The sequence below is a fragment of the Cupriavidus numazuensis genome, from assembly GCF_905397435.1.
Classification (GTDB): domain Bacteria; phylum Pseudomonadota; class Gammaproteobacteria; order Burkholderiales; family Burkholderiaceae; genus Cupriavidus; species Cupriavidus numazuensis.
Genome location: NZ_CAJPVI010000089.1, coordinates 1 through 23,307, shown reverse-complemented (window position 1 = coordinate 23,307; position 23,307 = coordinate 1). Strand labels below are relative to the sequence as shown.

Below are 23,307 nucleotides of genomic sequence, written 5' to 3'. Positions count from 1 at the left end.
TAAACGCGAGACTCCGAGAGTTTACAAGTACCGCTTCAAGTCGTTGAATGTAAACGCTTTTCCTGGACGCTCTGGTCGCCTTGGTCGGTCAAAGATGTGTAAAACCGGTTGCGCCAAAGGGGGCTAACTACGCTGCAAGGCGACCCTCAACCAGGAATGCCCATGAAGCTGGTGCAGCGAAGTTCCAGGTTGAGCGGGAAGCCCCGGCGGCCGCCGGGTTGACCGCTTGCCGCTCGTCGCCCACGCATTCCGGATCACTCCCCCTTGCGCTATCATCCGGCCCATCCGGTCCACGGGAAACGACAGGAGCAGGCCATTATGCGACACATTGGTCAAACCGTCTCATTCACCCGCCCCGACGGCCAGTCGGTCAACGGTTGCCTTGCCAAGTCGGATGTCACCGACGGTGCGCCGGCCATCATCGTGGTCCAGGAGTGGTGGGGCCTGAACAACCAGATCCGCGGCGTGGCTGACCGCCTTGCGCGCGCCGGCTACACCGCGCTGGTGCCCGACCTCTACCGCGGCACCAGCACGGTCGAGCAGGAAGAGGCCCACCATCTGATGTCCAAGCTGAACTTCGGCGATGCCGTGGCGCAGGACATCCGCGGCGCCGTGCAATATCTCGGCACCCTGAGCGGCAGCATCGGCATCACCGTCTTCTGCATGGGCGGCGCACTGACACGACGGCGACTGCGATAACGCGGTAACTCAGTTTTCCGACCTGGCAAGTCAGTTGCTCAGAAGTAGAGGTTCGCTGGTGGCCGGTGCCGGGCATCAGCATCGAGATGGCGAAGGCTGGAGCAAGGGAGACGATGCGCTTACCCACACGGGCGAGAATACGTTCGATGCCACCGAGAACTTGCCTCATGGTAACGATCAACGTAGACCAAGCCGGCCGGAAATCAAGGCCTTGACTCGGCCGTCACACAAAGTGCGGGAGACCCGATTATCTCGATGTTGACGTGCATCAAGCCTGACCTCCAAGCGGCTCCAATAATAAATGTTGGGACTCAGGTGCAGCATTCGCCTTGTTTCCCCAAGGCAGCCGGTTTTGTCGGTAACGGAGGTCCACAGGGCTTGCCAATGTACCAAAAGGTAACCCGCCGCCTGGCTGCTGCACATAGAGCTTGGAGAGAACCATGAAGGCACAGATTGATGAAGGCACCCTCGAGATATGGGGGGAGAATCCGACGGAAACCTGGGCGTTGTCCATATGGCACAAAGAACACCGAATCAGTGCTGGCACGGTCAGCATCTATCCGGTTTCGCCAGAGATACAAGACAAGCCGTTTCTCGGGAGCATGGAAGCACTGGTAGTGGACGCACACGACCTAAAGACGGATATGCTCACGGTTAGCCACTCTCCCAATGGTCTTTTGGTGGACGCGAACGATCTGGCACCGTTTCAGATTCCGCGCATTTCCCTAGCGATGATCCTGGGCCGGAACCCGCTCTCTATTAACGTGGGAGACGTTCTCGACTTTTACATTCATCCGCAGTTTACCGAGTGGATTGATGCCTACAGGAAAGCGATTGAAACGCAGGCGACCAAACACTCGCTGACTTACCCGGGGTGAGGGCGAGCGGGAGACTCCGAAGTCCGTGCACAGGAGAGCATCATGACCTTCAAAACCGTATTGGTCGAACTCGGACTCGACATAGGCTGCGCCGCGCGTGTAGGCGTTGCAGCGGACCTTGCCAAACGCTCCGGCGGTCATGTGGTGGGATTGACCGCGACCGGCGTGCCGTTCGAGCGGATTCCGCACGCCAACAGCGAGGCGGAGTGCTACGTGGATGTGGCCAGGGTCGGCCTGGCGGCACAGGCAGAAGAGACGGACGTCGTGTTCCGGCGCGTCATGGAGCAGGCAGCGCCGGGGGTGGCACACACCCACCGCGTGGTCGAGGAAGACCCGGGATGGGCGTTGGCGCAGGAAGGCCGCGTATCCGACATCGTTGTGCTGGCGCCACCGCCCGACCCGTATTCGGTAGGCAGCCTTGCAGCCGAGACCGCCGAATATGTACTGCTGAATGCTGGGAGGCCCGTGTTGCTGGTGCCGTCTGCATACGAACCGGTCGAGATGGAACATATCGTGATCGCTTGGGATGGCTGGCGAGAGGCGGCTCGCGCGGTGGCGGACGCGATGCCGCTGTTGCTGTGCGCGGAGCGCGTCACGATCGTGGCGGTATGGAACCGGGATGAGCGGCCTATGCCAAAGTCGGAGCCAGTCGGGGGCCTGCGGCAATACCTCGAGCGGCATGGCATCGTCGCGGGGGTATACAACGAACCGACAAACGACGCGGTTGGACGGGTGCTGCTCGAGGCTACACGCAGCCTCAACGCGGATCTGCTGGTGGCCGGTGGCTACGGACATTCCCGCATGCGCGAGGTGATGCTGGGGGGCACCACGCGGACGCTGATGCACCATGCCGGGATGCCGCTGCTGCTGTCGCATTGAATCGCTGGCCCGGTCGCGAGTTCGCAACCGGCCGGCCAGGGGACTTTGGACTTCGTCGACTGGCATCACCCCGCATGTCCTTGCGACCACTACTTTGGAAAGAACCCCACGCAGGCCGGAGACAGTTTTGAGGGCCTTGACTTCCGCGATCATCTCCCGCGCCACCGCTACTGTCACGGGCGCCAACCGGATGCTGCGGTCGCTGGCCACCTCTGCCCAGATGCCCCCTGCTGCAAATGCTTGCCGTGGATGCCGTGGACCCCTCTGGTCTTGAAGTCGTGAGCAATACGAGGGCTGGTCGCTATTCGTGAATATCTTAAGCTTTAGATATGGCAGAGATTCTTTTGGTTGGCGGTCGCGGCAACAAGCGCATCGCCACGTCGTTGGACCTGATCCGCGACCGCTAATCAAAAAAATGTTTGTGCTAAACCCCTCCACATGGCAAGGGCCGTCGGGTCGTGCCAACCCTTACTTTCATGATGGTCGGCGTGAAACAATGAAATGGCGCTGCTAGCGAACGGTGCAATGAACGGCAAAATCTCGCCGGTGCCTACTGGTCGTCTCTTCCCGACCCATTGGCGACAATCGCCGAACATTACTTGAATGACCGCTTTGATCGGCAGCGACCATTCACATCAAACGTTACCGACACCCAAATAAAAAGTGTCATTTGGTTGACAGAGACCTATCCGTTGATGGGGGGGTGCTAGTCCGTCGTTGCTGCTTGGAACGGGGGGTAGTCGGTGTATCCACGGACAATCGAATCGCTGGTGTCGTAGAACGTAGACCGGTCCGATTCAGCGAGCGGAAAATTGTGCTTCATTCGTTCGACGAGATCGGGGTTCGAGATAAACGGACGGCCAAACGCAATCAGGTCAAGCCGACCATCATTGAGAGCTTCCTCGGTGGTAAGACGCGTGAAGCCATCAGCGCGGCCTGTCCACGAAGTGCTTCAAGTTGTAGAGGTGGCTGATGCCGTAGCACTTGGACTCAAAACGCGTGCCGTGAGCGTTGCCTATCGGCACTCGTCCGACCTACGGTGGAGGCGCTCCAAACGCGGCCCCTTGGTTACATCAGATGGGCGCCAGACTCGCGTATCGATCCAACTGTTGCTCGCGTCGTCGTCGGCCTTGCGGATCAAGCATTTCACTCAACGATGCTGGTGAAATGCAGAACTGATCATGGGTGGCGTTCTCCAGGCTGCAACGATCGGTGAAACCGTACTCGGTACTCGCGGGCCCGCCGGTGCCCCTCGCTGATAGATCGAACAGAAAGCGCATTAGCCTCTGCATCAATACAATTTGCCGAAAGCACTCGCCTTCCTGCAGCAGCGTGCGCGCAATGTTTTGGCCTTCGAATACGCTTGTGAGTGTCGCGGCAGACGCAAGTCTCCATTCAAGATGCGGCGCGCCAAAGACCGCGGCGGCGAGCTTCATCGTCAGTGGCTTGCGCAGGAAGTCGCCGTGTCCCAGCCCGAAACTGCTGGCGGGGAAGGATCCGTTCTCCGCCTCCCTCCCGGTTGTCGTAGGTTGGTTGAGAAGCGGCATATCGAGCCGTCCAAGCTTCAGTCTTGCTCGTCGTGAAATCGATAGTGAAACCATTTCGAGCGGTGCAACCTGGCGGCAATCGTGTGCTCTCACGGTGCGCGTGAATCCCGCCATAGACAGCCCGCATGTCCCTTCCTCTACCCACACCTTCACGGGAAACGCGAATCGCAGATTACGAAGATGAAGGTCTCCATGGTCGAGCCCGGTAATTCGCAGTTCCACAATTCCGCTCTCTAGCCAATGCACGGGTCCGTCACGCGGGCCTCATCAGTCAGCAGCGACAGGCCAAGGCCCGCGCGGCGCCACAGCCACGGGCTCGGGCGATAACGCATGTCGCCGGTCAGTTGGTTCATGTTGCGCAGTACTTCCAGAATCACGTTGGCACCGATGGTGTCGCCCAGCGCCAGCGGACCCTTCGGATAACCCAGGCCCAGGTTCACGGCCAGGTCGATATCGGTCGGCGTGGCGATGCGTTGCTGCGCGATGTCGCTGGCGATGTTCACGATGCAGCCGATGATGCGCTGGGCGATGAAACCGGCCGAGTCGCGGATCACGGTCACCGGCACGCCATCGCTGGCGAACAGGCCGTGTGCGGCGTCGCGCGCACCGGCGCTTGTGGCCGGCGTCGTCATCAGCGTGCGGCGCTTGGTGGCTTCGAACGGCAGCAGCGTGTCGATGGCGACCACGCGCGTGGCGTCCAGACCTTCCTGCAGGGCAGCCGTGGTGGCATCCAGACCCAGCGGCGTGACGACGATCAGTGCGTCGACCGAAGGCTGGTTGCCGCCTTCGACGTTGGCACCCAGCGCGCCCAACAGCTTCACTGCCATCACATGGCCACGCTCGTTGGCGCGGCTGACCCAGACGCCGGCCGGACGGCTGTCAGGCACGGCGCGGGTAGCCGGTATCTGTTTTTGGCCTTCCGAATACGCGTAGAAGCCGGCGCCGGTCTTGCGGCCCAGCAGGCCACCCACCGAACGCAGCGCCGTGATCGGCGAGGGACGGTAGCGCGGTTCCTGGTAGAAATGGTTGTAGATCGATTCCATCACCGGGTGCGACACATCCAGCCCGGTCAGGTCCATCAGCTCGAACGGACCCATGCGGAAGCCAGCCTGCTCGCGCATGATGTTGTCGATGTCGACGAACTCGGCCACGCCTTCCTGCGCAGCCTTCAGGCCCTCGATGTTCATGCCACGGCCGGCATGGTTCACGATGAAGCCCGGCATGTCCTTGCAGCGCACCGGCGTGTGCCCCATGCGGCACGACAGCTCCATCAGGCGGTCGCCGATGGCGGGGTCGCCCGAGAGACCGTCGATGACTTCCACTACCTTCATCAGGGGCACCGGGTTGAAGAAGTGGTAGCCGACCACGCGGTCCGGCTTCTTCGACCCCACGGCGATGGCAGTGATCGACAGCGACGACGTATTCGACGCAATCACGGCGTCTTCACGCAGGATGGCTTCGAGCTTGGCCACCAGGTCGCGCTTGACGTCGAGGCGTTCCACAATGGCTTCCAGCACCATGTCGCAGTCGGCCAGGTCTTCCAGCGCGGTGCAGGCTTTCACGCGGGCCAGCGCGGCTTCGCTGTCGGCGGCGCTGATCTTGCCCTTGTCGGCCAGCTTGGCAAAGGTGTCCTGCAGGTACTGGCGCGCGGCGGCCACGGCCTGGGCGTTGACGTCGAACAGGCTGACGGTCAGGCCGGCCTGGGCGGCGATCTGGGCGATACCGCGGCCCATGGCGCCGGCGCCGACGATGCCGAGGGAACCGATGTTGATAGCAGACATGGGTACTGGATTCATTGCTTGAGCGTGAGGTATCAGAGACGGCCAGGGCACACTGCTGCCTGGTCATGTCGAGAGGCTGCCGCGATCAGGTCCGGGTTATGCATCCTTGCCGTCGCTGGACAATGTTGTGCGCGCAGCGGGGCGCAATGAAGCGATCCATTCGCCCGCGGCGCCCAACTCGCCCATGATTCCGCGCCGGAACGACAGCACGCACAGAATGAAAATGAAGCCCATCACCGTCGTCACAGATTCGCCCAACCCGCCGAACCACTGGACGCCGGTGAGCGATGCCAGCGCATCTCCAATGTCGCCCAGCTTGTTCTCGAGCACCACGATGACCAGCGCACCAACGATCGGCCCGGACAGCGTGCCCAGTCCACCGAGCAGGGTCATCAGAATCACGGACCCAGACATCGTCCAATGCACGTCGGTCAGGGTTTCAAAACCAAGCACCAAGGTCTTCATGGCGCCCGCCAGGCCAGTCAATGCTGCGGATAGAACGAAAGCAAGCAACTTGGCCCGGTCGGCGTCGTAGCCGAGTGAAATGGCACGCGGCTCGTTCTCCTTGATTGCCTTCAGGACCTGGCCGAACGGGGACCGTACCGTGCGAATGATTAGCGCAAAGGCCCCGACCAGAATCACGAGCGCCACGTAGTAGAAGGTCATGTCGTCGTTGAGCGAAAGCATGCCGAAGAGCATCCCGCGTGGAATACCTTGCAGTCCATCCTCGCCTCCGGTTGCTGGCGCCTGAAGGCATACGAAGAAGATCATCTGTGCCAGAGCCAGCGTAATCATCGAGAAGTAGATGCCTTGCCGTCGAATCGCCAGGGAGCCGACGAAGTAGCCTATGAGTGCCCCGGTTGCCGTCCCAAGCAATAACCCCAGCTCCGGCGTGACACCCCAGATCTTCATTGCATACCCGGCTGCGTAGCCTGCGCTGCCGAAGAACGCGGCGTGACCAAATGAAAGCAGTCCGGTGAAGCCGATAAGTAGATTGAATGCCGCCGCAAAGAGAGCGAAACAGAGGATCTTCAGGATGAATACCGGGTACGCGCCGGCCAAGGGGGCCAGTACGAGGGTTGTCAGGACCAGCGTGTACAGTACGCGCGAGGCAGTGAGTTGGATGGACCCAACGCCATGGGTGCGGGTCTTTGCAGTCGGCAGAGCCGTATCGTGGGACATTATTTCTCCTTGCCAAACAGTCCTGCCGGACGCAGCACCAAGACCAGCACCATGATGACGAAGACCACCGTCGACGATGCCTCTGGATAGAACACTTTCGTCAGTCCTTCGATCACGCCAAGCCCGAGGCCAGTGACGATGGAACCCATGATCGAGCCCATGCCGCCAATGACCACCACGGCGAACACAACGATGATCAAGTTCTGGCCCATCAGGGGAGAGACCTGCATGACTGGCGCGGCAAGCGCACCGGCGAAGGCCGCAAGGGCCACGCCGAACCCATACGTCACCATCACCATGCGAGGAACGTTGATGCCGAATGCCTCGACGATCTTCGGGTTCTCGGTACCGGCTCGCAACAGTGCGCCCAGTTTCGTTTTCTCGATGAGATACCAGGTCGAGAAACAGACTGACAATGACGATACGACTACCCAGGCCCGGTAGTTGGGCAAGACCATGAAGCCGAGATTGGTGGCGCCCGACAATGATTCGGGAGCCGAGTACGGAAGACCAGACACGCCGTAGACCGAGCGCAGTGCCCCTTCAATGACCAGTGTGATGCCCAGTGTCAGCAGCAGGCCGTAGATATGATCGAGCTTGTAGATGCGCCTCAACATCGAGCGTTCAATCAAGGCACCCACCACGCCGACAATCAGTGGAGAAAGGCAAAGCATTACCCAGTAGTTGATGCCGAAATACTCCATGCCCATCCAGGGAAGGATGGCGCCAAGCATGAAAAGCGCGCCGTGGGAAAAGTTGATGACATTGAGAAGGCCGAAGATGACCGCAAGCCCGAGGCTCAGCATCGCGTAGAACGCACCGTTGACCAGGCCGAGCAGGAGCTGCGACAGCATCGCAGGCAGGGGGATTCCAAATACAGTTTCCATTTCTCTTTTGCCTTAAACGCCAAGCAACTGATTCAGGACTGGCATCTTCCTTTGCAGTTCGGATGCCGCGAAGCTTTCCACGATCGTGCCGTGCTCCATTACATACAGTCGGTCGGCGAGCGGCGCCGCGAAACGAAAATTCTGTTCGACCATGACGACGGTGTAGCCTCGCGACTTGAGCATCCGGATCATCCTTGCCAGCGCTTGCACGATCACCGGTGCCAGACCTTCGGAGATTTCATCGAGCAACAACAGGTTCGCGCCGGTACGCAGGATGCGGCCCACTGCAAGCATCTGTTGCTCGCCGCCAGACAACCGGGTACCCTGGCTCTGGCGGCGCTCTTTCAAATTCGGAAACATGTCGTATATCTCGGCATCGCTCATGCCAGACGGCCCGCCGGTGCCCTTTGACTTCAGTGGAGGCGGCAGCAAAAGATTTTCCTCGCATGACAAGCTGGCAAAGATGCCTCGCTCTTCCGGGCAATATCCGATGCCGCAGTGAGCGAGCCTGTGGGTTGGCATGTCGATGGTCTCGGCGCCGTTGACGCGAATTGACCCCTTGCGTTTTCCGGTGAGCCCCATGATGGCGCGAAGCGTCGTGGTGCGACCCGCGCCATTTCTCCCCAGCAGGGTCACGACCTCGCCTGGGTTCACAGTCAAATCGACACCGTGCAGGATGTGCGATTCGCCGTACCAGGCATGAAGATTCCTGATCTCGAGTGCAGGTGTATTGCTCATCATCGTCCTTAGTGCGCGCCCTGCAACTCAGCTTCAACGGAACCCATATAGGCCTCCATTACGCGAGGGTCTTTCGATACCTGTTCATATGGCCCCTCCGCCAGGATTGCGCCACGCTGGAGAACGGTGATCTTGTCTGCTATGGAGGACACCACGCTCATGTTGTGCTCGACCATCAGAATGGTTCGTCCCGCCGCAACCTTCTTGATCAGCTCCGTCACGCGAGCGACGTCTTCGTGGCCCATGCCCTGAGTCGGCTCGTCGAGCAACATCAACTCGGGCTCCATGGCCAGGGTCGTGGCAATCTCAAGAGCGCGCTTTTGACCGTAGGGCAGATTTACCGTCAGCACGTTGGCCACGTCGCCGAGACCGACGTCCTCTAGCAACGCCATGCATCGCGCGTTGAGGACATCGAGCGAGCGATCGCTCCGCCAGAACTGGTAGGCAGTCCCGAGTTTCCGTTGCAGCCCGATTCGCACATTCTCCAGGACCGTCATGTGCGGAAACACGGCCGAGATCTGGAATGAACGGATGACGCCACGCCGGGCGATCTGCGCAGGCTTCTCACCGGTAATGTCAATGCCGTTGAAGAGAATCGTTCCGGCTGTCGGCGTCAGGAATTTGGTGAGCAGGTTGAAACAGGTCGTTTTTCCGGCGCCGTTCGGGCCGATCAACGCGTGAATGGTCCCGCGCTCCACGCGCAGGTCGACGTTGCTGACAGCAGTGAATCCTTTGAAGCTCTTGGTGAGTTCTCGGGTCTGCAGGATGATGTCCGTCATAGCTGAATCGGGAAGCAAAGGTCGGCAATAGGAACGTTGGGATCGGCGAACGTAGGCGACAACCTTTGCGCAAGGCGCAGGTCGCCACCGGCTGGCGTTTTGGTAACGCCAGCCGTCGATGACAACGATTTGGTGAATTACCCTTTGATAGGGCAGGCGCTCTGCGCGATCGGCTCGAAGGCCTTGTCCGCGGGGATGACTTTACGGATCTTCATGAGATCCCATTCCCCCTTGGACTCCGAAGGCTTCTTCGCCTCGGCGAGATACATGTCGTGGAACATCTGGCCGTTCGCAAGGATGCGACCGTTCTTCGCAAAGAAGTCGTTGATCGGCGTCTCGCGCATCTTGGCCATTACCTTGTCGGAATCAGGGCTTCCGACAGCCTGTACGGCTTTCAGGTAATGCATAACCGCCGAGTACATGCCAGCCTGGACCATAGTTGGCATAGCCTTGGTCTGAGCGAAGTACTTCTTCCCGAACGCACGCGTCTCGTCGTTATAGTCCCAATAGAATGCGGTCGTGAATTGCAGGCCTTGCGCAACCTTGAGACCCATGCCCCTCAAATCATTGTCGAAGATCAGCAGCGGGGCGACGATTTGCTTGCTGCCTCCCATGCCGAACTCGGCGGCTTGGCGGACCGCATTTTGTGTATCACGTCCTGCATTGGCGAGGGCTACAACCTGCGCCTTTGAGGCCTGTGCCTGCAGCAGGAACGAAGCGAAGTCAGGCGCTGAAAGCGGATGTCGGATCTTACCAAGGACCCTGCCGCCGCCTTGCTCGATGACGTTCGTGGCATTGGCCTCCAGGGAGTGACCGAACGCGTAGTCGGCCGTCACAAAAAACCAGTCCTTCTTGCCTTCTTCCAGGATTGCTCGCGCCGTTCCATTCGCTAGAGCGTAGGTGTTGTACACGTAGTGAACACCATACGGAGAGCATTGCTTGCCGGTCAGTTCGGTCGTAGCCGAGCCTGCGAATATCGTGATCTTCTTCTTGCTCGCGCCGAGCTTCTGCAAAGCCAAGGCAGAGGCCGAGTCAGTAGACTCGATAATCATCTCAACGTTATTGCGGTCGTACCATTCGCGGGCTCGAGTCGCGGAGACGTCCACCTTGTTCTGGTAGTCGGCGGAGACAACCTCGATTGGGCGCCCCAAAACTTTTCCACCGAAGTCTTGAACGGCCATCTTCACTGCGGCAATTCCGCCTGGCCCGCCGATTCCGGAGTAGACACCGGTCATGTCGACGAGCGCTCCGATTCGGAATGGATCGTCAGCCGCGCCTACTGGAGCGGCAGCCAGCGCAAGAAGCGCTATTCCACAGGACGGCAGTACTTTCATCATGATCGGTTGTCTCCAATTTTTGTGTATGTATTCGTCTCTCGTTCGTGCCCGGCGATTGCCGCTACGCACGCGACTGACACTATGTAATCGCAAATTCGATGCCAGCGGGAGGAGCTCGGAAAATCAAGGGATCTGCGGCATTGACTGTCCTCGACGCTGCCCGCGAGGACAGTTCAACTGCTGTGACATGTCTTTGAAAACTACACTTCCGAATACACTTGATGCGTTGTCAGATGCAGGTTTTCCCGACGCCGCGGCGGACGAATCACAGCGGCGGGCCGGTGGCACCTCACCGCACGGGGAGCGAGCAGCTTATGTCGTCGTAAGCACCAGCTTCCCGGAGACATTCCCAGCACGTAACGAGGCCAACGCTTCCCCTGCTTGGGAGAGAGGAAGCACGCCGGCAATCTGCGGCCTGATAGCGCCGGCCGCGTAGAGCTGGAACAGCGTCTCCTGTACCGCCTTGACCTTATCCGGTTGTCGACTACGGTAGTCGCTCCATTGCAATCCGCTGACACTGAGGTTCTTCACGAGCAGATAGTTGGCTTTGATCTCAGGAATTCTCCCCGCGGCAAAGCCAATGACTACGGCGCGGCCGCACCAGGCGAGCGCTCGCATAGACGCATCGAATACGTCACCACCCAACGTATCCAGAAGAACATCGGCGCCGATGCCGGCAGTCGCAGCACGAACCTGCCCGCGGACGGTCTCGCGAAGATCGGGACCCAACAAATCGATTACGGCGTAGGCTCCCTGTTCGAGAGCTAACCGTGCCTGTGCATCGCTGCGAACGCCCGCGAGTGCCTTTCCCCCCAGTCCCTTGACAATCTGGATCGCCGCCGATCCGACTCCACCAGTAGCACCGGTCACAAGGACAGTCTCACCGGCCTGGAAACTGCCGCGTTCCACCAAGGCGAAATAGGCGGTTTGATACACGAGCCCCATTGCTGCGGCATCCTTGAAGCACATGACGTCCGGAATTCGGAAGCAACTCGCCTCATTGACGCTTACGAAGTGGGCGTAGGCACCATATTCGAGATGTGCCATGACTCGGTCACCGGGCGCTAACTGACATACGTTCTTGCCGACGGCGACGACGATCCCTGCGGCGTCCTTCCCCGGAGCGAAAGGCCTTGCAGGAAGAACCTGATAATGTCCGCGCACGACCAGCAAGTCGGGGTAGTTGACTGCTGCGGCCTTTACCTCGATCAGAACATCGTGGGCTCCGACTTCTGGGTCCGGCAACGTGCCAAGCGTAAGGGCCTCCGGCTCTCCAAACTCTTGAACAATGACGGCCTTCATCGCACCCCTTCCTTGGTTGACACTGCTTCGTTGTCGCCGCCTAGTCTTGGCGCGTTGCGTATGAGATCGGGGCCGCGAAATGCTCCGACGATCGGGACCGGCAGCGCGGGAATCTCCTGGCCACCGCTGCTTAGAACGCGCCGGTCGAAAAGCCCTCTCGATTTGAAGTGAGGATCCTGGCTCGCTTCTTCCAGGCTTACCACTCTGGCGGTGCATACGTCATGGCCAGCGAACTTTGTCGTCCAGAACTCCGCTGTATTCGTTGCGATGACCTCTGCCACCAACCGACTGACGCTGCCCGAATCCTGCTTCTCCAGATCTTTTTCGGTCAGGCCGATAAGCGCGACGAAGTTGCTCCAGAACTTTGCCTCGATCGGCGCGGCGGCAAGGTATTGGTCGTCGGAGGTTCGATATATCCGGTATCGCGGTGAGCCGCCCGTCACGAGATCCGAGGCCGCCGATGGCCATTTCCCAAGCCATCCGCCACCCAGTCCCCAGTACTGAAATGTGAACAGGTTGTCGGCCATCGAGATGTCAAGATGGACGCCGGTGCCTGTCTGATCACGTTGACGCAGAGCCAACAGGATGTTGATCATGGCGGGGTATGCACCCCCAGCTATGTCCGCGATGAGTGCCGGCGGCAGACCCGGCGCGCCGTCGTTGCCGGCCGTCAGCGACAGCATGCCGGTCGTCGCTGCATAGTTCAGGTCGTGCGCCGCTTCGTTGGCCCGCGGCCCGTCCTGACCGTACCCGGTGATCGAGCAATAGACGAGGCGTGGGTTGATTTTCGCGACGGCCTCGTAACCTAACCCTAGTCTCTCCATCACACCTGGACGAAACTGCTCGACGAGGACGTCGGCTTCACGGATGAGAGGCTCCAGCGCCGCTAGCGCCGATGCCGACTTGAGGTCGATCGCAACCGACTGCTTACCCCGGTTCAGCAAGACGAAGTTTGCACTGTCCGATCCGATCTTCGGTTCATACGACCGCATTTCGTCACCATGCTGCGGTCGCTCGAACTTGATGACCTCCGCGCCTGCCTCTGCAAGCAGCAATGTACAAAGCGGACCCGGCAGAAGCGTACTGAAGTCGAGTACCTTCACACCGACGAGCGGCTGGGTCATGACGCCTTCCTGGATGTCGCGCCTGCGCGCTCCGCAGCAACACGGGCGCGCCGTGCCGGGGCGTATGGTTCTTGTCCTAGCGCCTCGTGCAGTGCTGCGGTCACTTGAAAATGATGTACCAGCCCGGTGCGTTCCAGCAGCGCGATGGGGCCTTCCGGATAGCCGAGTCCGAGACACAGAGTCTTGTCGAGATCGTCCGCGCTCGCCAGCTTTTCATCGAGACGCCGCAGTGCCGCGTTGAAGTAGGGGCGAATCAAGCGATCGACGATGCGTCCCGGAAAGTCGTTGCAGATAGCGACGACGAGTCCCGCAGCTTCGAAGGCCGCCTTGGCAGCGGTCACCGCGGAAGGCAGCGTGTTGGGCTGCTTGACCAGTTCTACGAGCGGACTTGGGTCGGCATCGCCCAGCCGAAAGCGGGCGAAGCCGACGACGTTCGAACCTTCCTGAGCGCGACTCTCCCCGGTATGGGTGCCGAGGCATTCGGTGCCCAGTTCAATGGCGACGAAGGTACGCTGTGCCTGATCTTCTGCCGCGGCGTAAGAACTCCCGGCGTCAGACCCGAGGTAGACGATGCCTTCGGCGTCCGACGATGCCTGCTCGAGAAAAGGGTGCGGTGCGGGGAATGAGCGGCTCTCGCCCGCCTTCACGATTTCATAGTGCATGTCAGGCTCCGAACATCTTTGTGTTGCCGTAGGTGTGGAAACCTCGGCCGGTCTTCTTGCCCAGGTGATTGGCAGCAATCATGCGGCGGACAAGCGGCGGGCAAGCAGCGCGAGGTTCATGAGTGAGACCATGCATCGCCTCGCAAAGCAGCTTCTGGGTATCCATGCCGACCAGGTCGAGCAACTCCAGGGGGCCCATCGGATAGCCAAGCGCAGTCTTGATCGCCAAGTCAATGTCGGCGGGGTCTGCCACGCCTTGCTCGACCAGCCGGATCGCATCGTTGTTGAACGGAATCAGGAAGTAGTTGAGGATGAACCCTGGTGTGTCCTGGGTGGTAACCGGTTTTTGCCCCAGGGCTACAGCACAAGCCCAGGCTTTCTGAAACGTTTCTTCCGACGTGCCGAGGCCGGGCGACATTTCGATCAACTTCATGAGTTGGGCGGGCAGGCAGAAGTGCATGCCTACGAAGCGGTCCGGACGTCCCGAGCCGCCGGCGATCTCGGTAATCGAGATGGTCGAAGTGTTCGAGGCGAAGATGGTGCTCTCGGGACAGACTTCATGGAGTTGGCTGAACAACAGGTGCTTGACACCCAGATCCTCAAAGATCGCTTCGATGATGAGGTCGCAGCAAGCGAGTTCGGACAGTTGAGTTGTGCCTTCCCAGCGTTCCAACGCTTCGGCGGCCGCGCCGGGCGGTAGCTTGCCCCGTTCCTCGGATTTCTTGAGAAAGGCCTCGGTCTGGCCGCGAGCGCGGTCCAGCGCATCCTGCCGGGTATCGAAAACGATCGTGCGAAAGCCTGCCCGGGCGGCAACGATCGCGATGCCGGCACCCATGGTGCCAGCGCCGGCGATGCCGATAGTTTGGATGGTGGTCACGGTTTGTCTCCTACTTTTTCAGAAAGCTGCGGCCGATCAATTGGCGATGGATCTGGTTGGTGCCTTCCCAAATCTGGGTGATCTTGGCATCGCGCATCAGTCGTTCGACGCGGTAATCGTTGCAGTAGCCATAGCCACCGAGCAGTTGGACGGCGTCAGTAGTGATGCGCATTGCAGCGTCGGTAGCGCGCTGCTTGAGCATCGAGGCTTCGATGCCAAAGTCCGGATCCCCGGCATCAACCATCTCGCCTACACGCCATAGCCATGACTCGCAAAGCGCCAGCTCCGTCGCAAGGTCGGCGAGCATGAACTGAATTCCCTGGAATTCCAGGATGCGTTTTCCCGATTGACGACGTTCGTTGATGTAGTCGACCGCGTCTTCAAACGCTGCGCGCGCAATACCCAGCGCATGTGCCGCCACGCTGGGCCGCGAGCGGTTCAGCGAGCCAAACAGGATCTGAAGACCGTCGCCGGGATTGCCGATGAGATTGGCACGCGGCACGCGGCAGCCGTCGAAAGCGAGGCTTGCGGTACTCGATGCGCGCGTTCCCATCTTGTGCTCGGTGCCCATTACACGAAGGCCGTCCGTTCCTTTCTCCAGAATCAGGACGGAGATGGCGCCTTTGGGGTCCGGAATGTCCGACCATTTGCCGAACACCAGGTAAAGGTCCGCTACATCGCCATTGGTGATGAAAGTCTTGCCGCCCTGAATGACGATGTCATCGCCGTCGGGGGTAAAGCTGGTGCGCATGCCTGTTGCGTCGGACCCGGCCGAGGGCTCGGTGATGGCGAGCGAAGCCAGGCCACCTTCAGCAATGCGAGGGAGCAGGCGGCTCTTCTGTTCCTCGTTGCCGAATTCGATCAGCGGCTTGATCGCGTGGTAGTTCGTCGCCCAGACAATGCCGGTGGAGGCGCAGGCCTTCGAGATCTCGCGTACACAAGTGAGATAGCTCAGAAAGGACAGTTGGGCACCGCCATACTCGTCTGGCACGAACATGGCGTTCAGCCCGAGTTCATTGATGGCACGTACGTTCTCCCACGGAAACGCTCCGCTACGGTCGTAGTCTGCTGCCCGTGGCGCGATTTGCGTATTGCAGACATCCTTGACGCTGTCGAGCAACATTCGCTCTTCGGACGACAGGGGCAGCCTCGCGTCCATTCGATCCAACATGTTCATGTCTTCCTCCGTATGTGGGGGCGTCAGAGCGCCATACCCTGCGCGCCGTCGACATAGATCGTTTCGCCGGTCAGGAAACGGCCGGGGAGCTGGAACAGCATGGCGACCAGGCGACCGATATCCCCGGTCTGTCCCGGGCCTCCCACAGGAATGCGCTTCTTGAGAAATGCCTGCAATGCGCTTTCGTTCAGTTCGTCCCGGTTCAGATCGGTCTCGATATAACCCGGTGCGACATTGACGACCTGGATGCCGTCGCGCGCCCACTCGACCGCAAGGCAGCGCGTGATTGCGCCTACAGCCGCCTTGGACGCGCAGTAGGCTGTGTTGCCCCGCACTCCGAGCTTGTCGTAAAACGATCCGATGTTGACGATGAGCGGTGAGCCGGCTTCCCGTAGATAGGGATAGGCGACCTGGCTCGCCAGCAGTACCGACGAGACATTGGCTTGCATCAACCGCTCAAAGTCAGAGATTGGAAACGTGGAAGACGGTCCTTGCAGGTGAATGCCGGCGTTGTTCACCAGGCCGATGACGGGCTCTCCGAACAATCGTGGGACTTCCCCGAAAGCGGCGATGACGGACGCGGAATCGGTAACGTCGCAACGTAGTGCGGCAAGACGACTGCGCTCTACGTCGTCGAGAGCGTCGGCATCGGGCAACTCGCCAGAGCGCGATAGACATGCCACACTCAGCCCAGCTCTAGCGAGTTCACGGGAAATCGAGGCGCCGATGCCTCGGCTGGCACCGGTGACTATCACCGTGCCCACATTACGATCAGGCATCTTTGAACTCCGGTGTACGTTTATCGAGGAAGGCGCGCATCCCTTCGGCGGCGTCTGCCGTCTGGTATGCGAGCGTGGACAGGTCGGCTTCGATTTCCAGGCCGGCATCGAGGGTGGTCTCCATCCCGCGCACGACCGCGTTGCGTGCAAACTGCGAAGCGCAGCGGCTGTAGCCAATGAATTCGGAGAGGAAGGTCTTGCCGAGTTCGACCGGGTCGCCATCAGCAACGACGCGGTTGACGAGTCCCCATCGCTCAGCTTCGATGGCTTCGACGGTGCGTCCGGACATCACCATCTCCAGTGCGCGCGCCTCACCGATCAGTCGCGGCAGGCGCTGGGTGCCGCCGTAGCCCGGTATCAACCCAAGCTTGATTTCAGGCAGGCCCATGCGGCAATGCACGGTGGCAATGCGGAAAGTGCAGGCCATCGCGAGTTCAAGTCCTCCACCGAAGGCGTAGCCGTGAATCACAGCTACGGAGGGGATTGGCAGCTTGGCCAGCTTGTCGAACGTGCGTTGGCCCAATTGAGCGCCCTGGCGTTGCGCCATCAGGCTGCGATCCATCAGTTCGGTAATGTCCGCCCCGGCGCAGAAGGATTTGGGACCGGCCCCGGTCACGATCAGTGCGCGCGCCCCGGATCTGGCCACTTGATCGAGCGTGTAGGACATGGCCTCGATCATCGCGAACTGCAACGCATTGCGGGCTTCTGGCCGATTCAGAGTCAGAATGGCATAGGGGCCGTCGAACTTGATATCGATTGACATGGTCAGGCCCCCACCGTGACGCGGGACTTGTAGCGGATCCCCGTCGGCTTCAGTTCGCCGCGCATGGTCATTTCGACGAGGTCGCGTTTCAGGATCTTGCCGCTGGCCGTCAATGGGAAACGGTCGAGGCTGATGTAGAACTCAGGCATGTCATATTTCGACAGCCCGCAACTGGCAAGGTGCGCCAGCATGTCGTCGGGTGCGAGCGACGTGTCCGCGCGGATAACCACGGCCAGACAGACTTTCTCGCCGAGCCGTTCGTCCTGCACGGGATAGGCCGCGGCTCGCTCCACGAGTGGGTGGCGCAGTGCGAGTTCCTCGATGTGCGCTGGGTGGATGTTGTGCCCACCACGAATGATGAGGTCCTTCTTGCGACCGACGATCACGATGCAGCCGTTCTCGTCAACGATGCCCAGATCGCCGCTCATGAACCACCCGTGAATATTGAACGAGGTTTCCGTGGCGACCTGATTGCTGAAGTAGCCCAGCATGAGCAGCCCGCCGCGTCCGCCAATTTCGCCGATCTCGCCGACTTCGGCCTCCACGTCCCAGTTGTCCTGCTTCCACAGCCGCACCTCGTAGCCGCGGCAGGCTCGTCCGCACGTGGAGACAATGGTGTCCGCCGTGTCGGTCGGAATGGTGTAGTTGTGAGACCCGTTCTCCGTCATCCCATAGACGTTTTGCGGCGTGATGCCAAGGGTCACAAACCTTTGGGCTACCTCCCGCGGAATGGCGGAGCCCGCCATGTAGAACGTGCGCACCTCGCCCAGTGCATTCAGTTTGCGGTCCCGCACCGCTTGCAGGATGTCCATGGCATGGGTAGGTACGCCCATGACATATGTGGCGCCCGTCTCCAGAATCCAATCGATCGCTTGCTTTCCTGCGCTGAGGTTGGTCATGACTAGCTCGGCACCCGCCACGAGTACCTGCTCGAGCGCGACGGTCGCGATGTGATGGCTCATCGGACTCAGCGTCAGCAAAACGGTGTCGGCCCCGTGGCCCCAATCCTCGACCAGTGCGCGTCCGTTGGCCAGCAACGTGTTGTCGCTATGCATGACGCCCTTCGGCAAGCCCGTGGTGCCGGACGTGAACGCCAGGTAGACGATCTTGTCAGGGTTCAGATCGGGAGTGGATAGCGCAGATGGCGGCTGCCGGTCGGGGAACGGTTGCGCATCGGCGGGAAGGTTCGCTCCGATAGTCCCATTGCCCGGCATCGCATACATGGCGGAAATCGTTGGAATGTCGGTAGCGCGGGTGAAGATCGAGTTGCGGTCCGCATCGGCGCCGTATCCGGGCATCGCGAACAGCGCCCGGCACTGGATGCGATTGAGTAGCGTGCAGATCTCGTCGACCGTGTAGTTCTGGTGCAGAGAGGGGCAGCACACGTAGCCATTGCGCGAGCAGGCGAGAAAGACGATGGTGGCCTGTACGACGTTCGGAAGCCAAATGCCAACACGGTCGCCAGGTTTCAGCCCCTGCCGGTGAAGCGTTTCGGCTACGCTGTCCACCCAGTCGACAACCTCGCGCCATGTCAGGCGCAAGTCAGCGTCGCGCAGCGCGCACGATGTCGGTCGTTCGCGTGAATGGCGTCTCGCCAGTGTGTACAGGGTCTCCTGTTGCCAAATGCCAGAAAGATAGTAGTCCCGCGCATTCTGCGGATTGTGCAACGTGAGGATGTTTTGCATGATCTTCTTCCGGACATCAACGGCCGAACCTGGCCGAATCCGGCTTGCGGCGTTCGGCAAAGGCAGTGGCCAGTTCCTCGTGCTCTTCGGTCTCCAGATAGCCGCGCAACAAAAGGTCGTGGGCCATGCGAGAGAGGCCGCTGACACCGCCATGACGCGCATTGAATGCACTCTTGAGCGACGCAAGTGCGAAGGCACCGCGCTCGGCAACTTCCAGCGCGTACTCGCGCGTTGCCACTGCGAGTTGGTCATCGGGCACGACCTTGTTGATGAGCCCCATCTCTACCGCTTCGCGTGCGGTGATTTTCGGATTGCGATACCAGATGTCTTTGGCTCGCTTCTTTCCGACCAGATCCTCGAGGTACCAGGTGCCGTAGCCCGCATCGAAGCTGCCGACCATGGGGCCGACCTGACGGAAGACCGCCGACTCCTTGGCGATCGTCAGGTCGCATACCACTTGCAGCACATTGCCGCCGCCCACGGCAAAGCCATTGACCGAGGCGATGACCGGCTTTTGCAAGCGGTCGATGCTCTCGTACATCTCCAGCGTCGGCAGTACGCCTGCGTACAGGGTGGTGTCCTGCATGCCATCCTTGCGGCCGCCGGTGCAGAAAAACTTGTCGCCCGCACCGGTGATGACAATGACGCGCGTGCGTGTCTCGCGACGAATTTCGTTGATGCAGTCGCGGATCTCGTGGCACATGGTCTCGGTGAACATGTTGCCGTCGTGCGGCCGATTCAGCGTGATCGTGCCGATGGGGCCATCTTCCTTGTACAGAATCTCCGTGTATTGGGTCATGTTGTCTCCTTGTTAGACGATTTCTGAATCGATGAGGCCCGCGATGCAGGTTGCGGACATGGAAAGCTCTTCTTTGAGAACGCATTCGGTATCCTGGCCGAGTGCGGGGGGCGGACTGCGAAACACATCGCTGCTACCGTCAAAGCGGATGCCCAATCCAACCTGTGGAACCCGCCCCGCGACGCCTTGGGCCGTGAAGAGAAAGCCGCTTTCGCGCAGCGGCACGTCTTGTGCCAATTCGTCGATGCCATTGATCGGCCCCGAGGGAATACGATGCTGCGCAAACAGGGAGAGCCAGTGCTGCCGCGGCTGAGTTGCGAGAAGGTTGGCGATGGCCTGCACGATGGACGCACGGGAAGCTCGGCGGCTCGCATTTGTTTCGAACCCGGGCTGATGACCGAATTCGGGCTGTCCCACCGCTTGCCAGAAGCGATGCCAGATGGCGTCGTTTCCCAGACCGAGCGTAATGGGAGCATCGGCGGTGTCGAAAACCTGGTAGATCGCAATCACGGAGTCCGTACCACCGGAGCGGTTCGGTGCTTCGCCCGAACCCAGATACGGGACGATACGTGGCGACATGAACCGAGCCATCGTTGCGACCATGGAAACGTCGATACGCTTCCCGGCCCCGGTGTGCGTACGCTCGAATAGCGCAGCCAGTGTTGCCATAGCGACGTCCTGGCCAGACAGCAGGTCAGCGGCTGGTGTGCCAACTTTCTGCGGCGCACCATCGGCCTCGCCAGTCAGATGCATGACGCCGGAGTAGCCTTCCGCGATCAGGTCGTAGCACGGCAGGTCAGCACGCTCGCCATCAAGGCCAAAGCCAGTGACAGTGACATGGATTAGGCGAGGTTGAAGGGACTTGAGCGTCTCGTAATCCAACCCCAGTTTTTGCTGTACCCGCAGACCTGTGTTCAGCACGACGACATCGGCCTTCCGAACCAGCTCGTGCGCGACCCGCTGTCCTTCCGGACGGGTGAGATCGATTGTCACGCTGCGCTTGTTGCGGTTCATGCTGAGAAACCACAATGATTCGCCGTCCAGGAATGGAGGCCCCCAACTGCGCGTGTCATCCCCCCCGTTGCGCTTCTCCACCTTGATGACTTCTGCGCCCAGGTCTGCCAGCAACAGGGTGCCGTAGGGTCCTGCGACGGACGTTGTGAAGTCGAGTACGCGGACGCCTTTCAGGCAGGCCAGGCCGGGACCGGCCGGTTGAAGAGGGAGTGTATTCAGAGTATCCATGGCAGTCGAAGGAACGAAGCTTCCGGATATACTGCAAAGCGCGTGCCACAAATTTGGCATGAGAATTGCAGAGGCATTGCGCCAGCATGCGAAAGGTTGAGGTGGCGCGGGTTGGCGGGCTGATGCAGGCTGAGAAATCCGTCGGCACAGCGGGAAGCTGCATAGAATGGGAACTGTCTTCCTTGTGTCGTCACTGCGTCACGGAAAGGCAATTGTGTAGTCGCCGAATACACTGACACCCAAAAGAACAGACGGAGACTGTGGAGACATGAAGCGTGAATCTGAAGGCATCCTCGTGCTGGATGTCGATGGAAATACGACCTTTTCCAGCGGGCTTGGGACGGATTCGATGGTTGCGAAGTCCTTGGGGCTCCTGTGGCAAAACAGAAACCGCGTCCCACTCAAGCGCATGTCCTACATGGCTGAATTGGAACGGCCGCTGACTGTCGCTGCCATCCCCACACGCGACGCAGTTTGCTTCTTGATTTTTGTCTTGCAGGAGGGGGACGAGCTCAGTGAGTTCGTGGCAAGTGTCGAGGCGGCCCCGGATATCCTCAGGCATTTCATAACGGACCCGTTCAAGGCGATGGTGGTCGTGGATACTTCTGCGCGCATCACATACATGAGCCCTGTACATGAGCGATTCTTCGGTCTCAAGCACGGAGAGGCCATCGGCAGGGATGTCGCATCAGTCATTGAGAATACGAAGCTGCAAGAGGTGGTAGCCACAGGCAAGGGACAGGTGGCGCAGTTGCAGGAAATGAACGGTGTGACACGTGTGGTGTCTCGTCTGCCCATCTTCGATCGCAACAAGCGGGTGGTGGCAGCAATAGGGCAAGTCATGTTCAAGGGACCGGAAGCTATTCGCGAACTGACTGTCGAACTCGCCCAGGTAAAACAGGAACTGGATTTTTATCGGCGCGAACTTTCCGGCATTCGCAACCGCAGCTACGGTCTCGATCAAATCGTAGGAAGCAGCGATGCGGTGCGTCGCCTGAAGGAAGATATCCTTCGCGTGGCTCCCCTCGACGTGCCGGTTCTGCTGGCGGGTGAAAGCGGAACCGGAAAGGAAATGGTCGCGCACGCAATCCATATGCTCAGCCCGCGCAGCGACAAGCCCCTGATCCTGGTCAATTCGGCTGCCATGCCAGCGAATCTCGTGGAGAGCGAACTATTCGGCTACGAGCCGGGTGCGTTTACTGGTGCCGATCGCAAGGGCCGCAAGGGCAAGTTCGAAGCGGCTGATACTGGCACTCTATTCCTGGACGAAATTGGCGACATGCCGATTGATATGCAGGTAAAGCTTCTTCGCGTGTTGCAGGATGGCAAGTTTGAGCGCGTTGGCGGAGATCACGCCAGGCATTCCGACTTCCGGCTGATCTCCGCCAGCAATCGCGACTTCAAGGCGATGATCGGTGCTTCGACATTCCGGCTCGATCTCTTCTATCGCATTAGCGCGGTGACTCTGCGATTGCCGGCGCTGCGAGATCGGCTGGAGGATATCCCCCAACTGGCAGACACGTTTCTGGAAGCATTTGCCATGCGACATGGTGCGGCGAAGAAATCAGTTGCGCCTTCTGCCGTCCACTTTTTGCAGTCAAGATCCTGGCCCGGAAACATCCGGCAACTGCAGCACGCACTGGAACGTGCCGCAATTTTCTGCGATGGTCCGATCCTGTCAATTCACGACTTCGGCACACTGGAAGGTGCCGAACAACCCGCGCGGCGAGACAACAGCGCGGAAGCCGATGCGTTGGCTGCGCGCAAGCATCCGGACCTTCGTGAAGTGAACAAGCGCCTCGAATCGGATCTCATCGTCGAGGCCATGCGACGTACGGGCGGCAACAAAAAGCGGGTTGCTGAAGAGCTCGGGATATCGCGCTCGTATCTTTACAAGCGGTTGAGCATGATCGAAGAAGAAGGGCACCCGGAAATCAGTTGGCGTTGACGTGGCGTGTCGCGTGGAAATACGGAGCTCCGGGACTTCAGCCTCAAGAGCCGAACATTCGAGGTGCAGACCGTTGTCGCATTACTGGCCAACTTCGGTCATTCCCTGAGTTAAATGCGAACGACTGCTTCTGTTAAGGATTGTTTGATGCCTGCCCTCGACTGCAAGACAGTGAGCGGCGGTGGCGCCTGTGGGCAGGCGTCGAACAATCCTCGGGGGAGGAAACCGCGGGATGCAGCGAT

General features: G+C 60.0%; 20 protein-coding genes and 3 pseudogenes. 4 read left to right on the top strand and 19 right to left on the bottom strand.

Annotation, left to right across the window (positions count from 1 at the left end):
- Positions 1-318: 318 nt before the first annotated feature.
- The 3 genes and pseudogenes from KHO41_RS38385 to KHO41_RS38375 all read left to right on the top strand — a co-directional run.
- A pseudogene (locus KHO41_RS38385) lies at positions 319-681 on the top strand (dienelactone hydrolase family protein); the annotation flags it as partial.
- Positions 682-1,139: 458 nt separating this feature from the next.
- Positions 1,140-1,577: a hypothetical protein gene (locus KHO41_RS38380; RefSeq protein WP_211958443.1), complete on the top strand. Its 438-nt coding sequence runs from the start codon at positions 1,140-1,142 to the stop codon at positions 1,575-1,577.
- Between the two features lie 42 nt (positions 1,578-1,619).
- Complete coding sequence (locus KHO41_RS38375; RefSeq protein ID WP_211958442.1) at positions 1,620-2,456, top strand: universal stress protein; 837 nt, start codon at positions 1,620-1,622, stop codon at positions 2,454-2,456.
- Positions 2,457-2,561: 105 nt separating this feature from the next.
- Here the strand turns inward: KHO41_RS38375 and KHO41_RS41825 are convergent.
- From KHO41_RS41825 to KHO41_RS38285, 19 genes and pseudogenes are all read right to left on the bottom strand, one after another.
- A pseudogene (locus tag KHO41_RS41825) lies at positions 2,562-2,705 on the bottom strand (acetate--CoA ligase family protein); the annotation flags it as partial.
- Positions 2,706-3,162: 457 nt separating this feature from the next.
- Positions 3,163-3,372 (bottom strand): annotated as a pseudogene (locus KHO41_RS38370) (oxidoreductase); the annotation flags it as partial.
- A 157-nt stretch (positions 3,373-3,529) separates the two neighbouring features.
- The gene (locus KHO41_RS38365; protein WP_211958441.1) at positions 3,530-4,225 is read right to left on the bottom strand and encodes a hypothetical protein; all 696 of its coding nucleotides are present in this window, start codon (positions 4,223-4,225) and stop codon (positions 3,530-3,532) included.
- A gap of 11 nt (positions 4,226-4,236) precedes the next feature.
- Positions 4,237-5,784, bottom strand: a complete 1,548-nt coding sequence (locus tag KHO41_RS38360; protein WP_211958440.1) for a 3-hydroxyacyl-CoA dehydrogenase — start codon at positions 5,782-5,784, stop codon at positions 4,237-4,239.
- A gap of 96 nt (positions 5,785-5,880) precedes the next feature.
- A complete protein-coding gene (locus KHO41_RS38355; RefSeq protein WP_211958439.1) occupies positions 5,881-6,966 on the bottom strand; it encodes a branched-chain amino acid ABC transporter permease in 1,086 nt (361 codons plus the stop codon).
- Complete coding sequence (locus KHO41_RS38350) at positions 6,966-7,853, bottom strand: branched-chain amino acid ABC transporter permease (protein WP_211958438.1); 888 nt, start codon at positions 7,851-7,853, stop codon at positions 6,966-6,968. The genes KHO41_RS38355 and KHO41_RS38350 overlap by 1 nt, the downstream gene beginning before the upstream one ends.
- A 12-nt stretch (positions 7,854-7,865) precedes the next feature.
- A complete protein-coding gene (locus tag KHO41_RS38345) occupies positions 7,866-8,591 on the bottom strand; it encodes an ABC transporter ATP-binding protein (protein WP_211958444.1) in 726 nt (241 codons plus the stop codon).
- Positions 8,592-8,599: 8 nt separating this feature from the next.
- The gene (locus KHO41_RS38340; protein WP_211958437.1) at positions 8,600-9,370 is read right to left on the bottom strand and encodes an ABC transporter ATP-binding protein; all 771 of its coding nucleotides are present in this window, start codon (positions 9,368-9,370) and stop codon (positions 8,600-8,602) included.
- A 137-nt stretch (positions 9,371-9,507) separates the two neighbouring features.
- On the bottom strand, positions 9,508-10,707 hold the full coding sequence (locus tag KHO41_RS38335) for an ABC transporter substrate-binding protein (protein WP_211958436.1): 1,200 nt from the start codon (positions 10,705-10,707) through the stop codon (positions 9,508-9,510).
- A gap of 312 nt (positions 10,708-11,019) precedes the next feature.
- Complete coding sequence (locus tag KHO41_RS38330) at positions 11,020-12,009, bottom strand: NADPH:quinone oxidoreductase family protein (RefSeq protein ID WP_211958435.1); 990 nt, start codon at positions 12,007-12,009, stop codon at positions 11,020-11,022.
- The gene (locus KHO41_RS38325) at positions 12,006-13,133 is read right to left on the bottom strand and encodes a CaiB/BaiF CoA transferase family protein (RefSeq protein WP_211958434.1); all 1,128 of its coding nucleotides are present in this window, start codon (positions 13,131-13,133) and stop codon (positions 12,006-12,008) included. Before KHO41_RS38325 ends, KHO41_RS38330 begins: the two co-directional genes overlap by 4 nt.
- Positions 13,130-13,795, bottom strand: a complete 666-nt coding sequence (locus tag KHO41_RS38320) for a 3-hydroxyacyl-CoA dehydrogenase family protein (RefSeq protein WP_211958433.1) — start codon at positions 13,793-13,795, stop codon at positions 13,130-13,132. Before KHO41_RS38320 ends, KHO41_RS38325 begins: the two co-directional genes overlap by 4 nt.
- Position 13,796: 1 nt before the next feature.
- A complete protein-coding gene (locus tag KHO41_RS38315; protein WP_211958432.1) occupies positions 13,797-14,672 on the bottom strand; it encodes a 3-hydroxyacyl-CoA dehydrogenase family protein in 876 nt (291 codons plus the stop codon).
- A 10-nt stretch (positions 14,673-14,682) separates the two neighbouring features.
- Complete coding sequence (locus KHO41_RS38310; RefSeq protein ID WP_211958431.1) at positions 14,683-15,849, bottom strand: acyl-CoA dehydrogenase family protein; 1,167 nt, start codon at positions 15,847-15,849, stop codon at positions 14,683-14,685.
- A 23-nt stretch (positions 15,850-15,872) separates the two neighbouring features.
- Positions 15,873-16,628, bottom strand: a complete 756-nt coding sequence (locus tag KHO41_RS38305) for an SDR family NAD(P)-dependent oxidoreductase (RefSeq protein ID WP_211958430.1) — start codon at positions 16,626-16,628, stop codon at positions 15,873-15,875.
- On the bottom strand, positions 16,621-17,391 hold the full coding sequence (locus KHO41_RS38300; RefSeq protein WP_211958429.1) for an enoyl-CoA hydratase/isomerase family protein: 771 nt from the start codon (positions 17,389-17,391) through the stop codon (positions 16,621-16,623). The genes KHO41_RS38305 and KHO41_RS38300 overlap by 8 nt, the downstream gene beginning before the upstream one ends.
- Positions 17,392-17,393: 2 nt before the next feature.
- Positions 17,394-19,076 (bottom strand): class I adenylate-forming enzyme family protein, encoded by a 1,683-nt coding sequence (locus KHO41_RS38295; protein WP_211958428.1) that lies wholly within the window; start codon positions 19,074-19,076, stop codon positions 17,394-17,396.
- 16 nt (positions 19,077-19,092) lie between these two features.
- The gene (locus KHO41_RS38290) at positions 19,093-19,875 is read right to left on the bottom strand and encodes an enoyl-CoA hydratase-related protein (RefSeq protein WP_211958427.1); all 783 of its coding nucleotides are present in this window, start codon (positions 19,873-19,875) and stop codon (positions 19,093-19,095) included.
- 12 nt (positions 19,876-19,887) lie between these two features.
- Positions 19,888-21,117: a CaiB/BaiF CoA transferase family protein gene (locus tag KHO41_RS38285; protein WP_211958426.1), complete on the bottom strand. Its 1,230-nt coding sequence runs from the start codon at positions 21,115-21,117 to the stop codon at positions 19,888-19,890.
- A 268-nt stretch (positions 21,118-21,385) separates the two neighbouring features.
- Between KHO41_RS38285 and KHO41_RS38280 the strand changes: the two genes are divergently transcribed.
- The gene (locus KHO41_RS38280; protein ID WP_211958425.1) at positions 21,386-23,065 is read left to right on the top strand and encodes a sigma-54 interaction domain-containing protein; all 1,680 of its coding nucleotides are present in this window, start codon (positions 21,386-21,388) and stop codon (positions 23,063-23,065) included.
- The last annotated feature ends 242 nt before the right edge of the window (positions 23,066-23,307 follow it).

What these genes read in the sequence shown, in the direction of transcription:
- KHO41_RS38380 (WP_211958443.1), top strand. Translation starts at nt 1,140, where the DNA reads ATGAAGGCACAGATTGATGAAGGCACCCTCGAGATATGGGGGGAGAAT.
- KHO41_RS38375 (WP_211958442.1), top strand. Translation starts at nt 1,620, where the DNA reads ATGACCTTCAAAACCGTATTGGTCGAACTCGGACTCGACATAGGCTGC.
- KHO41_RS38360 (WP_211958440.1), bottom strand. Translation starts at nt 5,784, where the DNA reads ATGTCTGCTATCAACATCGGTTCCCTCGGCATCGTCGGCGCCGGCGCC.
- KHO41_RS38355 (WP_211958439.1), bottom strand. Translation starts at nt 6,966, where the DNA reads ATGTCCCACGATACGGCTCTGCCGACTGCAAAGACCCGCACCCATGGC.
- KHO41_RS38350 (WP_211958438.1), bottom strand. Translation starts at nt 7,853, where the DNA reads ATGGAAACTGTATTTGGAATCCCCCTGCCTGCGATGCTGTCGCAGCTC.
- KHO41_RS38345 (WP_211958444.1), bottom strand. Translation starts at nt 8,591, where the DNA reads ATGAGCAATACACCTGCACTCGAGATCAGGAATCTTCATGCCTGGTAC.
- KHO41_RS38340 (WP_211958437.1), bottom strand. Translation starts at nt 9,370, where the DNA reads ATGACGGACATCATCCTGCAGACCCGAGAACTCACCAAGAGCTTCAAA.
- KHO41_RS38335 (WP_211958436.1), bottom strand. Translation starts at nt 10,707, where the DNA reads ATGATGAAAGTACTGCCGTCCTGTGGAATAGCGCTTCTTGCGCTGGCT.
- KHO41_RS38330 (WP_211958435.1), bottom strand. Translation starts at nt 12,009, where the DNA reads ATGAAGGCCGTCATTGTTCAAGAGTTTGGAGAGCCGGAGGCCCTTACG.
- KHO41_RS38325 (WP_211958434.1), bottom strand. Translation starts at nt 13,133, where the DNA reads ATGACCCAGCCGCTCGTCGGTGTGAAGGTACTCGACTTCAGTACGCTT.
- KHO41_RS38320 (WP_211958433.1), bottom strand. Translation starts at nt 13,795, where the DNA reads ATGCACTATGAAATCGTGAAGGCGGGCGAGAGCCGCTCATTCCCCGCA.
- KHO41_RS38310 (WP_211958431.1), bottom strand. Translation starts at nt 15,849, where the DNA reads ATGAACATGTTGGATCGAATGGACGCGAGGCTGCCCCTGTCGTCCGAA.
- KHO41_RS38305 (WP_211958430.1), bottom strand. Translation starts at nt 16,628, where the DNA reads ATGCCTGATCGTAATGTGGGCACGGTGATAGTCACCGGTGCCAGCCGA.
- KHO41_RS38300 (WP_211958429.1), bottom strand. Translation starts at nt 17,391, where the DNA reads ATGTCAATCGATATCAAGTTCGACGGCCCCTATGCCATTCTGACTCTG.
- KHO41_RS38295 (WP_211958428.1), bottom strand. Translation starts at nt 19,076, where the DNA reads ATGCAAAACATCCTCACGTTGCACAATCCGCAGAATGCGCGGGACTAC.
- KHO41_RS38290 (WP_211958427.1), bottom strand. Translation starts at nt 19,875, where the DNA reads ATGACCCAATACACGGAGATTCTGTACAAGGAAGATGGCCCCATCGGC.
- KHO41_RS38285 (WP_211958426.1), bottom strand. Translation starts at nt 21,117, where the DNA reads ATGGATACTCTGAATACACTCCCTCTTCAACCGGCCGGTCCCGGCCTG.
- KHO41_RS38280 (WP_211958425.1), top strand. Translation starts at nt 21,386, where the DNA reads ATGAAGCGTGAATCTGAAGGCATCCTCGTGCTGGATGTCGATGGAAAT.